The organism is Pseudomonas sp. 910_21 (assembly GCF_052850735.1).
This window is the reverse complement of the sequence record NZ_VXCY01000001.1, coordinates 421,908-434,284: the sequence shown is the minus strand read 5'-3', so window position 1 is coordinate 434,284 and position 12,377 is coordinate 421,908. Positions and strand designations below refer to the sequence as shown.

Annotated in this window: 9 protein-coding genes; 4 read left to right on the top strand and 5 right to left on the bottom strand. The window is 61.1% G+C overall.

What is annotated here, in order from left to right; all coding sequences use genetic code 11:
• Window position 1 precedes the first annotated feature (1 nt).
• From FW796_RS01955 to FW796_RS01945, 3 genes are all read right to left on the bottom strand, one after another.
• Window positions 2–391: a hypothetical protein gene (locus FW796_RS01955; protein ID WP_346635000.1), complete on the bottom strand. Its 390-nt coding sequence runs from the start codon at window positions 389–391 to the stop codon at window positions 2–4.
• 25 nt (window positions 392–416) lie between these two features.
• Window positions 417–1,607 carry an NAD(P)/FAD-dependent oxidoreductase gene (locus FW796_RS01950; protein ID WP_346634999.1) on the bottom strand — a complete coding sequence of 397 codons (1,191 nt, stop codon included), beginning with the start codon at window positions 1,605–1,607 and terminating at the stop codon, window positions 417–419.
• A 249-nt stretch (window positions 1,608–1,856) separates the two neighbouring features.
• Window positions 1,857–3,119 (bottom strand): OprD family porin, encoded by a 1,263-nt coding sequence (locus FW796_RS01945; protein ID WP_346634998.1) that lies wholly within the window; start codon window positions 3,117–3,119, stop codon window positions 1,857–1,859.
• A gap of 622 nt (window positions 3,120–3,741) precedes the next feature.
• Between FW796_RS01945 and FW796_RS01940 the strand changes: the two genes are divergently transcribed.
• The 4 genes from FW796_RS01940 (at window position 3,742) to FW796_RS01925 (ending at window position 7,706) form a co-directional block, all read left to right on the top strand.
• Window positions 3,742–3,999: an Os1348 family RiPP precursor gene (locus tag FW796_RS01940; protein ID WP_346634997.1), complete on the top strand. Its 258-nt coding sequence runs from the start codon at window positions 3,742–3,744 to the stop codon at window positions 3,997–3,999.
• Between the two features lie 93 nt (window positions 4,000–4,092).
• The gene (locus FW796_RS01935; protein ID WP_346634996.1) at window positions 4,093–4,563 is read left to right on the top strand and encodes a GNAT family N-acetyltransferase; all 471 of its coding nucleotides are present in this window, start codon (window positions 4,093–4,095) and stop codon (window positions 4,561–4,563) included.
• Between the two features lie 20 nt (window positions 4,564–4,583).
• Window positions 4,584–5,744, top strand: coding sequence for an aKG-HExxH-type peptide beta-hydroxylase (locus FW796_RS01930; protein ID WP_446438954.1), 1,161 nt, complete (start codon window positions 4,584–4,586; stop codon window positions 5,742–5,744).
• A gap of 15 nt (window positions 5,745–5,759) precedes the next feature.
• Window positions 5,760–7,706, top strand: coding sequence for a multinuclear nonheme iron-dependent oxidase (locus FW796_RS01925; RefSeq protein WP_446438953.1), 1,947 nt, complete (start codon window positions 5,760–5,762; stop codon window positions 7,704–7,706).
• 68 nt (window positions 7,707–7,774) lie between these two features.
• On the opposite strand, the gene adeC is transcribed toward FW796_RS01925, so the two are convergent.
• Both adeC and FW796_RS01915 read right to left on the bottom strand, forming a co-directional pair.
• Window positions 7,775–9,235, bottom strand: a complete 1,461-nt coding sequence (gene adeC / locus FW796_RS01920) for an AdeC/AdeK/OprM family multidrug efflux complex outer membrane factor (protein ID WP_346634993.1) — start codon at window positions 9,233–9,235, stop codon at window positions 7,775–7,777.
• Window positions 9,232–12,375, bottom strand: a complete 3,144-nt coding sequence (locus FW796_RS01915) for an efflux RND transporter permease subunit (protein ID WP_346634992.1) — start codon at window positions 12,373–12,375, stop codon at window positions 9,232–9,234. The genes adeC and FW796_RS01915 overlap by 4 nt, the downstream gene beginning before the upstream one ends.
• Between the last annotated feature and the right edge of the window lie 2 nt (window positions 12,376–12,377).

The following is a 12,377-nucleotide window of genomic DNA, read 5'->3' as shown; positions in this document are numbered from 1 at the left end:
TTTAAAGTTGTCGTCCAATGACATTCAGAGTTCTGAGGAGCAGGGCTGCGCCACGTCGTGTGTCCTCTTCACGCAGCAGCGAGAGCAGCCCGTACAGGCTGGGAGCGGTACCGTGCGCTGAGGTTTCGGCCTTGGCCATGCGCAGTGCATTGCCCAGTATCCAGCTGGCAGCGGTGGCTTCTTCGAACTGTTGCGCAAGTTTTTCGATCATTGCCTGATCGAGCATGTCGATCAGGTCGCAAAGCAGTGACAACAGGTCGACCAGGTTGTCCAGGCGAGCGCTGTCCAGCAGCGGCTGGAGCTTTTTCATCAGGGCTTCCAGGCCTGGCGTGCCGGCAAGTTCAGGCTTGGTCGCCCTTGGACCAGGCATGCTTGGATCAAAGCTATCCATGGCGTTGTCTCCTCCCTGTGCAGGGTCATAGCATTCCGCGGGCTACGGCCCAGTACAGGCCGCGATTGAATCCAGTGCGCAGCAGGCCACCCAACTTGCTCGATGGGGTGGGCAGAACGTCGTGGGCGTAGTCGTACCAAAGGGGCATGCCGGCATTGAGGCCCATTTGCGCGACCGCCTGGACCCTGCCGTCATAAACCGCCTCGGGAGAGCCCAGGCGGATTTCTCCGGCAATGTTGTTGGCAATCACCGGGGCCTGGTTGTGGCAGGCGCCGCCGGCCTTGCTGATCGGCAGGTCGACGGTATCGCCAATTACATAGACCCGCTCCAGGCCATAGACTTGCAGGGTTTCGTGATGGGTCGGCAGCCAGCCCTCGTGGTCCTGTGCCTGAGACGCGCCGGATTCGAGCACGGCGTCTACGGCCCGAATCGGTGGGGTGGCCATGAGAATGTCGAAAGGCTGTTCAGCGCCTTCCTCCGAGTAGGCGATACGCCGATCCGGGTCGACCCTGGCCAGGGTGAAGCCGCGCTGGAAGCGGATGTTCCTCTGTTCGAAGAGATCCGGCAGCACCTCGCCGACCGGGCGTTGCAGGAACAGGCAATTGCGCAGTAGCTGGGCCGTGCTGGGGTAGGTGTAGATGATCTCGACCCGATCCCGTACTCCACGCCGCCGCAGGAAGTCATCGAGCATCAGGGTCGTTTCTACCGGCGCGATGCCGCATTGATGAGGAACATTGGGTGTTTGCGGAAACGACACGGTGATGAACACCCGGCCCTTTTCGATCCGGCTCAGGCGCTGTGCCAGTTGCCGGGCAGGCTGGTATTGGTAGAAGTGGTCGCCGGCTTCCTTGAGCCCCTCGATCCGTTCCGGTGCCGGCACGCAGCCGGTGGCGACCACCAGGAAATCGTAGCCAAGGCGCTTGCCGCTGCGAGTGTGCAGGCTCTGGCCGGCAAAATCGAAGCGGGTGACGGGGTCGACCTCGAAGGTTATTTCGGGGCGTAGCAGGGAGCGTTCGGGCCGCTTGAGTTCTTCGTGGAAGAACAGGTTGAACGCCACATACATGAAGGCGGGCTTGTAGAAATGATCCGGCGATTCGGACAGCAGGGTGATTTTGACCTCGTTCCTGAGTATCTCCGGGTAGAGCTTGCTGACCAGTTGATTGGCCAGGATGGTACCGCCTACACCACCTCCGACAATGACGATGTGCTTGCTCACAACGCAGACCCTCCAGGGCTACGTCAGCTTCACGTATGACATCCGATGGATAACGGAACTGAATCGATAGATTTCGTTCATGGAAGCGAGCGTTGCCCGCCGAGAGTAAATACCCCTTCACTTTATCTGTGTATCGGAGTGCTTTTTACTAAGCCCGACCAGCGGACCTTTTCTCGGACGCCGCGGTTCAATGCCGGCAACTGCGGGGGGCCGGCCCATTGGTTCGGCCGGCCCCTTGGTAGAAGGGGCTTACAGCAGGCTGATGGGATAGCTGACAATCAGGCGGTTCTCGTCGAACTCGTTGTTGCTGAAGTCCCGACGCATGGTGGAGTTGCGCCATTTCAGGTTGAGGTTCTTCAAGGTGCCGCTCTGTACGGTGTAGGCCAACTCACTTTCTCTACCCCATTCCTTGCCGTCGCTGACCGTGGCGGTGTGCACGTTGCTGCCGCTGATATAGCGGTTCATCAGGGTCAGGCCGGGAACACCCAGCGCGGCGAAGTTGTAGTCATGGCGCACTTGCCAGGACTTTTCCTTGGCGTTGTCGTAGCTGGCGTTGTAGCTGTCGTTGGCCAGGGTGCCGCCGCTGGTGCCGTTGACCCGCATCCAGGCACTGTCGCCGGTGAGTTTCTGCAGGCCGACGTAGAAGGTGTTGCCGCCGTACTTGGCCGAGAACAGGCCGGACCAGGTGCGGTTTTCCATGTCGCCGGCCCGGGCGCTGCCGTCTTCCTTGCCGTAGAAGAAGCCCAGGTTGGCCCCCAGGGTCCAGTCACCCAGGGGTTGGGTATGGGTCAGGTTGACGAACTGCTGACTGTAGATGTCCTTGAGCTCGGCATTCCACAGGCCGATCTGGGTGCGCTTGTCGTTGAAGGCGTATTCCGCCCCTTGGAAGTTGAAGCGATCCGAGGTGAAGGCCGCTTTGCCGAACATCGTCATGTCGCTCATGCTGCTGTCATCGCGGGGGCTGTTGCCGCGGAACTGGCCGCCGTAGAGCGTCAGGCCGGCGATTTCCTTCGAGGTGATCTGGCCGCCGCGGAAGGTTTGCGGCAGCGAGCGACCGTCATCCGAGCGCAGGATCGGCAGCACCGGCATCCATTCGCCAACCTTGACCTCGGTCTGCGACAGCCGGGCCTTGAAGGCCACTCCCAGGCGCCCGAAGTTGTTCGCCGGGCGCCCGTCGTGGTCCAGAGGCAGCAGCTGGGTGCCGCCGGTGCCCCTGCCGCCGTCGAGCTTCAGCGAGTACAGGCCCAATACGTCCATGCCGAAACCGACAGTGCCCTGGGTAAACCCGGACTTGGCGTCGAGGATGAAGCTCTGGGTCCACTCTTCAGCTTTGCCCTGGGCCTTGGTCGGGTTGGTGAAGTTGCGGTTGATGTAGAAGTTGCGCAGGTTCAGGTTGGCCTGGGCGTCTTCGAGAAAGCCCGACTCTTCGGCCATGACCGGCAGTGCGGTGCTGGTCAGCGCCAGGGCCAGAAGGCTGGGCAGCAGGTGTTGCGGCGGGGTGATTGGCTTCATTCGTCGGTCTCTCTAATTGTTAGGGGTGCAACGATCCACTGCCGCAAAAAGCCCATGCGGACAGCTTTCAAGGTTTGGGAGGTGGTGCTTGCAGGATCAGCCGGAGCGGGCAGGACGTGAGGGCATAGCATCGAACCTGTTGTTATTGGTGTGTTCGGGTGCCGGGAATGGTGCGTCGCGGATCAGGGCCGATCAATTGGCGAACGCGGGTTCTGGGCGATTAACGAACACTTATCAAGTCGGGTGTGGCGGGGCGTCCAAGGGACATATCCCTGATTAATCCTGAGGTTGTCCACGCCGATCGATCAATGTTGGAAGTTACGCTGTTTCCATGACGTTGCGGGCAGCATCGGATTTTTCAATACAAGGGCTTATTGCTTTGGTTGTAAGTCATTGTCCTTGAGTGTTGCTCTTGTATAAAAGATATATGGGTAATCGCCAGTAATACTTGATATTCGGTGTTATCGATTATCGTAAAAAGGTTTAAGTGAAAGGTTTGTGCTCGCTGGAAAAGCAGGGTTGCCTTGCTATATTGAAGTTCCTCAGGGCGGATAGGGATAAGTTTTAAGTTTCGTCAGGAGAAGGATTGTTATTGTGATTTGAATATATAAGGAGAAATACCATGGGTACTAAAGTCAATCAGGAACGCTTGGCATCGGTAGTAGGTCGCGCACTTCTGGATAAGGAGTTCGCGGCGCAGTTGCATCAGGATCCTGAAGCGGCAGCCAAAGGCATCGGTGTGCACCTGAGTGCTACCGAAGTGGGCGCAGTGAAAAGTATCGATACGGCAAAACTGACCAGCGCCGGTTCGGCGATTCGCGACAAGATTGGCGTTGCAGCAATCTTTGACACTCAACAGCAACAGGCACGCATGGACTGAGCGAGGCGTGTGCAGTCCGGTGTGTCGCACTCAAGCGTTCATGAATGCGGCACACCGGAACCGGGATTCAAGGTCATAGTGGAGTGCCTGTCCGTGTCCATCACCTTGGTGTCGATGCAGGAAGCCGACTTCAGTCGTTTCGCCCAGCGAGCCCTGGATGAGTATGCCGCCGGCATGGTGGCTGCCGGTGAGTGGCTACCGGAGCAGGCATCGTTCCAGGCTGCAGAGGTGTTCCGCCAGTTGCTTCCGCAGGGTCGTCTGAGCACGCACAACCACTTGTGGCGGGCGCTTTATGCGGGGCGGGCGGTGGGCGAGTTGTGGATCGCCGAGCGCCAGGTGGGCCCTCGACGGATTGCCTTCATCCTCGATCTCTATATCGAACCGATCGAACGTCGCCGGGGTTACGCCAGGCAGACGCTGCTGGCCGGTGAGTCGGCGGCGCGTGAGTGGGGGTGTGACGAGATGCGTTTGCATGTCTTCGGCCACAACCAAGGGGCGCGTCGTCTTTATGAACTGCTGGGCTATGAAGTCGCCAGCCTGACGATGAACAAGCCCTTGCCGTGACCTTAAGGGAAGGTTGAACCATGGACAGTGCTAACAGTAAGCAAGCAGAACTTTCCATCGATGAACTATTTCAGGGCACTACTTTTCTCCCGGACAGTGAGCCGGAGCGATTTCTGCAGTTACAGGAACAAGTTGCAAAAAATCGATATACGATGTTTGTCGCGTTATATGCCGAACTGTCAAAGTTGTTTGCCGCTGATGCTGCGTTGAGTCCATTTTTTAAGCAGGCGCTGGATATTATTCTGTCTGCGCCAAGTGCTCGCTCCAAACTTGTTGGACATCCAGTGTTTCAGATCTGGAGTATTCTGACATTTCGCGATGTCAACTATCTGTTGACTGGAAAGACGCAGGATGAGGGTGAAGTTAAAGCCAGGCTCCTGGAGTTTGCGCCAGTACTGCAACGGATCGAAGCTTCGCAGGATGCACAGGTCGATGAGCAATACCCGCCGGTTTATCGATTCGATGTCGACCCGTTGATCACCCAGGTCACGCCGCCCAGTTATGACTATCCGCCAGATGAACTGACCCAGCGTCAGCTGGAGAAGGCGGGTTACTCCAAAGCCTTTTTCAAGGACGTCATGCAGCTTGCCCTGCAGCGGATCAAGCATACCTGGCCGGCCTGTCATGAACAGTGGCAGGTGCTGGTCAAGGCCGTGTGCTATTTACCCGACGGCAGTTTTCGCAGTTGCTCGGCGTCCCGTTATACCGGGGTGATCCTGCTGTCGAGCCGGGACAACTCGATACTCGACATGGAAGAGTCGCTGGTGCATGAAGCGACCCACCAGTTGCTGTACAACATCGTCGAAGTCGCCGCGGTGGTTGAGCCCCACGCCTCCAAGGAGGCCCTGTACACCTTGCCCTGGTCGGGGCAGCAGCGTGACTTGTATGGCTACTTCCATGCCTTTTACGTCTACATCGCCCTGGTCAAGTACCTGGAGCGGGTCCAGGCCCGTCCGGCGGAGGAAATGCGCCGGGCCGAGCAGCGCATGCTGTTTATCCTGCGGGGGTTGAGCAAGGCGCTGGCGGATTTCGAAACCGCGCCGGGTTTCACCGCGCAAGGGCGAGAACTGCTGGGCAACCTGATGCAAGAGGTGCATCGGCTGGAGCGGCGTCATGCCGGATTGCTGAGTCGGGGCGCGGGGGCCAGCACCGTTGCGGCGTCCCTGCACATGACGGCCTGAGCCGGGGAGGCGGACATGCAAAACTTCGATTCTTCGCGTTTCCCGGAAGCCGGGGTAGGGCTGGAATACCATTTGCCGCAGGCTGCCGGGGCTGAACCAGGCGGGCTCGATCCCACCATCGAGCGGATCCTGGGTGAAGGGCTGCCGTACTTCGATTACCTGGAATTCCAGCCCACCCACTGCATTCTGCAGCCGCGGCTGAACGAGCTGGGCGGACGGGTGCCGGTGCTGCTGCACTCCTCCAGCCTATCCCTGGGCAGCGTCGGCATCGAGATGGACCGGGAGTTTTTGCACATGACTCGCCGTCTGTGCGACCGGACCTCATCCCCCTGGCTGGCGGAGCATATTTCCTGGTCACGGTTTCAGGGGGGCGATACCCAGCATTTCATTTTGCCGAGCCTGGCCCGTGAAGTGGCCGATACGGTGGTGGCCAACGCCATCGAGCTACAGGCCTTCACCCGGACCCCCCTGGTGCTTGAGAACGCCCCTCGGCTGTTTTCCATGGACATTGGCCAGGAACTTTCCGAAGGCGGGTTCATTTGCAGTGTGGTCGAGCGCAGTGACAGTGGCTTTCTCCTGGACCTGGACAGTGCCATCAGCACCGCCAGGGCCCTGGGCTACGACTTGCGCGATTACCTGCGGTCGTTGCCGCTGCAGCGTTTGATCGAGGTGCATATCGGCGATCCGCGGCGCGACTGGGACATCCTGCGCCAACTCTTGCAGTGTGCGCCGCTCAAGGCCGTCACCATCGAGTGGGACATTGCCGATCGAGCCGAGGACCCGCAGTTGTCGGCGCTGATCAAGGAGATCAAGGCCCTGCGGCCCGAGCCTCTGTTCTGGCAGGCCGCGTCTGTATCCAGTGCGCCGGCTCCGGCAGCCGCTGCGGTGGATGGCCGGACCTTGTTCCAACTGCGGCCGGGGACCTGGCTCGGTTTTGCCCATCAGTCCTTTTCCCTGCGCGATCGCCGGCGCGACCTGGACCTGGAGTTGTCGACGGAGTTTCTGCCATTGGTGCGGCACTTTCTCTGCCCACGGTCCCTGGACAGCGCACTCTTGCTACCCGGCGCGTTGCAGGACGAGAGCCTGGCGGTGCTCCAGGAACTGATTGATTTGGGGCTGTTGCAGCCCGGGCAGTCCCAGGGCCTCGCCGAGCCCGAGGAGGCCGGCGATATCTGGGCCCACTGGCAGGACGCCCTGGATTTCTACCTGGGGACTCGCACCCAAACCGCTACGCCCTACATCAGCGTGGCGCAGATGGAAGAGCAACTGGTGGGCAAGGCTTTGCAGCAGCGTCAGCCGTCGGCCTTCAAGGACTACTTTTCACACCCGTTCCTTGCCCTGGACAATCCTCTGCTGGCACCTGCACAGGTGCTTGGCCAGCGGAACCTGCTGGATGCCCTGAACGATCGCGAGACTTGCCGGACCTTCGACGGTTCGCCCTTGAGCGCCCGGCAGTTGTCCCAGCTGCTGTATTACACCTGGGGTGCCAGCCAGATGCGTCGCAACCCCATGGGCGACTTCTTCCTGAAGAAAACCTCGGCTTCCGGCGGCTCCCTGCATGCCATCGAGGTCTATCCGATCCTGCTCAATGTGCAGGGCTTCGAGGCGGGCTTGTATCACTATTCGGTGCGCCGGCACGGGCTCGAACTGCTGTCGCGAGAGGACCCGAGGGCGTGGATTGGCGCGGCTTGTGGTGAGCAGGACTGGATCAGCAAGGCCGCCGTGGTGTTTCTGTCCACCGCGCGGCTCGAGCGCCTGGCCTGGAAGTACCCGGGCAGCCGGGCCTTGCGCGTGGCGTTGATGGACTGTGGCCACCTGAGCCAGAGCTTCGCCCTGGTGGCCACGGCACTGGGGCTCAAGAGCTGCACCACGGCGGCCTTGCGCGACGAGACTTTCGAAAACCGACTGGGCCTGGATTACCTGCGCGAGCCGGTGTTCCTGCTCAATGGTGCCGGCGGTTGAGGGGAGGGCGCGGCGAGGCATAAAAAAACCCACCGTCAGGTGGGTTTTTCATACAGACAGGCTGTGCTTCAGAACAGGTGCAGCGCCGGGGCCTTTTCAGCCAGTGGCTCGTTCTTCGCGGTCTGTTCGCTCCAGCCGCCGCCGAGGGCCTTGTACAGGTTGACCTCGCTGGTCAACTGCGACAGGCGATCGGTGATCAAGGCCTGCTGGGCACTGAACAGCGAGCGCTGGGCGTCGAGGAAGGTCAGGTTGCTGTCGACCCCGATGCGATAGCGACGCTCGGCCAGGCGGTAGTAGTCCTGGTTGGCGTTGACGAAGTCACGCTGGGCCTGCAACTGCTGGTTGTAGGTCTGGCGTGCGGCCAAGCCATCGGAGACTTCCTGGAAGGCCGTCTGGATGGACTTCTCGTACTGCGCGACGGTGATGTCTTTCTGGATCTTCGAGTAGTCCAGGCTGGCTCGCAGGCTGCCGGCGTTGAAGATCGGCAGATTGATCTGCGGCTGGAACAGCCAGGTCCCCGAACCGCCCTTGAACAGGCCGGACAGATCCGGGCTCAAGGTGCCGGCGTTGGCCGTCAGGCTGATGCTCGGGAAGAACGCCGCCCGCGCCGCGCCGATATTGGCGTTGGCCGCTTTCAGCTTGTACTCGGCTTCGAGGATGTCCGGACGCCGTTGCAGCAGCTCCGACGGCAAGCCCGCCGGCAGATCGCTCAGCAGGTCGGCCGCCAGCGGCTGGGCCTTCGGCAGATTGGCCGGAATCGCCGCACCCAGCAGCAGGGTCAGGCTGTTTTCGTCCTGGGCCACCTGGCGGGTGTAACGGGCCAGTTGCACCCGGGCGTTTTCCACCGAGGTCCGCGACTGGCTCAGGTCCAGGGCCGACGCCACGCCCACTTCGTTGCTGCGCGAGGTCAGCCGGTAGCTTTCCTCGTAGGCACCGAGGGTGTCCTGGGTCAGTTTCAGCAGCTCCTTGTCGGCCTGCCAGGTCATGTAGGCATTGGCCACGCTGGCCACCAGGCTGATCTGCGTGCTGCGCCGGGCCTCTTCGCTGGAGAAGTAGGTCTGCAGGGCTTGCTCGCTCAGGCTGCGAACCCGGCCGAACAGGTCCAGCTCGTAGGCGCTGACGCCCACGGTGGCCGAGTACTGGCTGGTGATCCCGGCTTCGCCGGTCTGCGACATGCGTGCCGGAGTACGCTGGCGGCTGCCGCTGGCGTTGGCCGACACCGCAGGGAATAGGTCAGCCCGCTGGATCTGGTACTGCGCAGCGTAGGCGTCGATGTTCAGCGCCGCGACCCTGAGGTCGCGGTTGTTTTCCAGAGCGGTCTGGATCAGCTGCTGCAGCGCCGGGTCATGGAAGAACTGCCGCCAGCCCTGTTCGGCGGCCGCCACGTTGGCGGCCTCCTTGGGCGAGTAGGCAGGGCCTTGGGGGAATTGCGCCGCCACCGGCGCTTGCGGTCGCTGATAATCCGGTATCAGCGAGCAACCACTTAGCGCAATGGCGGTGATTGCCAGGGAGAGTAGCGACTTGCTCATTGGCCAGCCTCATTAGGAGTTGCAGTAGTTTCTGATTGGTCCGCTTTCCTGCGGCCCATGGACGACACGGTGACGAAGAACAATGGCACCCAGAAGATCGCCAGGATCGTCGCGGTGAGCATACCGCCGATGACCCCGGTACCGATCGCATGCTGGCTGCCCGAGCCGGCGCCGGTGGAGATGGCCAGTGGCACAACCCCGAGAACGAAGGCCAGGGAGGTCATGATGATCGGCCGCAGACGCATGCGGCAGGCTTCCACCGCGGCGTCCACCAGGGAGCGGCCCTGCTCGTGCAGTTCCTTGGCGAACTCGACGATCAGAATGGCGTTTTTCGCCGCCAGGCCGATGGTCACCAACAGCCCCACCTGGAAGTACACGTCGTTGGACAGACCCCGCAGGCTGGTGGCCATCAGTGCACCGATGATCCCCAGAGGTACCACCAGCATGACCGCGATCGGAATCGACCAGCTTTCATACAAGGCGGCCAGACACAGGAACACCATCAGCAGGGACAAGGCATACAGCGCAGGTGCCTGGGAGCCCGACAGACGTTCCTCGTAGGACAGGCCGGTCCAGGAAATGCCCACACCCGGCGGCAGCTTGGCGGCAATGGCTTCGACTTCGGCCATGGCCTCACCGGTACTGTAGCCAGGGGCTGGAGCACCGAGGACTTCCATGGCTTCCACGCCGTTGTAACGGGCCAGTTTCGGCGAACCGTAGATCCACTCGCCCTTGGCGAAGGAGGAGAACGGCACCATGGTCCCGGCACTGTTGCGTACGTACCACTTCTTCAGGTCTTCAGGGCTCATGCGAGCACCGGCCTGACCCTGGATGTAGACCTTCTTCACTCGACCGCGGTCGATGAAGTCGTTGACGTAGCTACTGCCCAGGGCAATCGACAGGGTGTTGTTGATATCGGTGAGGGTCACGCCCAGGGCACTGGCGCGCTCGTCATCGATGGTCAACTGATACTGCGGTTCATCGTTCAGGCCGTTCGGACGCACCTGGGACAGCACTTTGCTCTGGGCGGCCATGCCGAGGAACTGGTTGCGTGCAGCCATGAGTTTCTCGTGGCCGATACCGGCGCGGTCCTGGAGGAACACGTCGAAACCGGTGGCGTTACCCAACTCCAGTACGGCCGGAGGGGCGAAGGCGAACACCATCGCGTCACGGAAGCTGAAGAAGTGCTGCTGGGCGCGGTTCGCCAGGTTGAACACGCTGTTTTCCGCGGAACGCTCGCCCCAGGGCTTGAGCATGATGAAGGCCATGCCCGAGCTCTGGCCGCGACCGGCAAAGTTGAAGCCGTTTACGGTGAACACCGAGGCAACGGTGTCCTTTTCCTTGTCCAGCAGGTAGGCGCGCATTTCATCGACTACCACCTGGGTCCGTTCGGCACTGGAACCGGCTGGGGTCTGCACCTGGGCGAACAGAACGCCCTGGTCTTCTTCCGGCAGGAACGCGGTCGGGATGCGGGTGAACAGCCAGATCATGCCCAGGACGATCAATACGTAGGCCAGCAGGTACGGGACCTTGTGGCGCAGCATGTTGCCGACGCCGCGCTCGTAGCTTTTCACGCTGCGATCGAAGGTACGGTTGAACCAGCCGAAGAAGCCCCGCTTCTCGTGATTCTGCCCCGCAACCACGGGCTTGAGCATGGTGGCGCACAGGGCCGGGGTGAAGATCAGGGCCACCAGCACCGACAGGGCCATGGCCGAAACCACGGTGATCGAGAACTGCTTGTAGATCACGCCCGTGGAGCCGCTGAAGAAGGCCATCGGCAGCAGTACCGCGGACAGCACCAGGGCGATACCCACCAGGGCTCCCTGGATCTGGCCCATGGATTTCTTCGTTGCTTCCTTGGGTGACAGGCCTTCCTCGTGCATCACCCGTTCGACGTTTTCCACCACGACGATGGCGTCGTCCACCAGCAAGCCGATGGCCAGCACCATGCCGAACATGGTCAGGGTGTTGATGCTGAAACCGGCCGCCGCGAGGATGCCGAAGGTCCCCAGCAACACCACCGGTACCGTCATGGTGGTGATCACCGTGGCGCGGAAGTTCTGCAGGAACAGGAACATCACCAGGAACACCAGGACGATCGCTTCCACCAGGGTTTCAACCACACCCTTGATGGATTCGGTCACCACTGGCGTGGTGTCGTACGGGAACACCACCTTCATGCCTTGCGGGAAGAAGGGTTCCAGGTCGCTGATGGTCTTGCGCAGCGCCTTGGCGGTGTCCAGGGCGTTGGCGCCGTTGGCCAGTTTCACCGCCAGACCGGAAGCCGGCTTGCCGTTGAACTGGGCGCTGATGGCGTAGTTCTCGCCGCCAAGCGCGACGTCGGCGACGTCACCCAGACGTACTTGCGAACCGTCCTTGTTGACCTTCAGCAGGATTGCCTTGAACTGCTCGGCAGTCTGCAGGCGGGTCTTGCCGATGATGGTGGCGTTCAACTGCTGGCCGGGCAGGGCGGGCAGGCCGCCGAGCTGGCCGGAGGAAACCTGAACGTTCTGCGCGGCAACCGCGGTCTTCACGTCCACCGGGGTCATGTTGAAGTTGTTCAGCTTGGCCGGGTCGAGCCAGATCCGCATGGCGTACTGGGCACCGAACACCTGGAAGTCACCCACACCCGCGGTCCGCGAGATCGGGTCCTGCATGTTCGACACGATGTAGTTCGACAGGTCGTCCTTGGACATGCTGCCGTCCTCGGAAACCACGCCGATCACCAGCAGGAAGTTCTTCACCGCCTTGGTCACGCGGATACCCTGTTGCTGCACTTCTTGAGGCAGCAGCGGGGTGGCCAGGTTGAGCTTGTTCTGCACCTGTACCTGCGCGGTGTCCGAGTTGGTGCCCTGCTCGAAGGTCGCGGTGATGGTCATGCTGCCGTCGGAGTTACTCTCCGAGGACACGTAACGCAGGTTGTCGATACCGTTGAGCTGCTGTTCGATCACCTGGACCACAGTGTCCTGCACGGTCTGTGCAGAAGCGCCTGGGTAGGTCACGGAGATCGCAATCGCCGGAGGGGCGATGCTCGGGTACTGGTTGATCGGCAATTTGAGGATCGATAGAGCCCCGACCAACATGATCACCAGGGCAATTACCCAGGCGAAAATCGGACGGTCGATAAAAAATTTCGACATGG

Excerpts from the sequence above, each read along its gene's own strand:
- FW796_RS01915 (WP_346634992.1), bottom strand. The coding sequence starts at position 12,375 with ATGTCGAAATTTTTTATCGACCGTCCGATTTTCGCCTGGGTAATTGCC.
- FW796_RS01945 (WP_346634998.1), bottom strand. The coding sequence starts at position 3,119 with ATGAAGCCAATCACCCCGCCGCAACACCTGCTGCCCAGCCTTCTGGCC.
- FW796_RS01925 (WP_446438953.1), top strand. The coding sequence starts at position 5,760 with ATGCAAAACTTCGATTCTTCGCGTTTCCCGGAAGCCGGGGTAGGGCTG.
- FW796_RS01940 (WP_346634997.1), top strand. The coding sequence starts at position 3,742 with ATGGGTACTAAAGTCAATCAGGAACGCTTGGCATCGGTAGTAGGTCGC.
- FW796_RS01930 (WP_446438954.1), top strand. The coding sequence starts at position 4,584 with ATGGACAGTGCTAACAGTAAGCAAGCAGAACTTTCCATCGATGAACTA.
- FW796_RS01955 (WP_346635000.1), bottom strand. The coding sequence starts at position 391 with ATGGATAGCTTTGATCCAAGCATGCCTGGTCCAAGGGCGACCAAGCCT.
- adeC (WP_346634993.1), bottom strand. The coding sequence starts at position 9,235 with ATGAGCAAGTCGCTACTCTCCCTGGCAATCACCGCCATTGCGCTAAGT.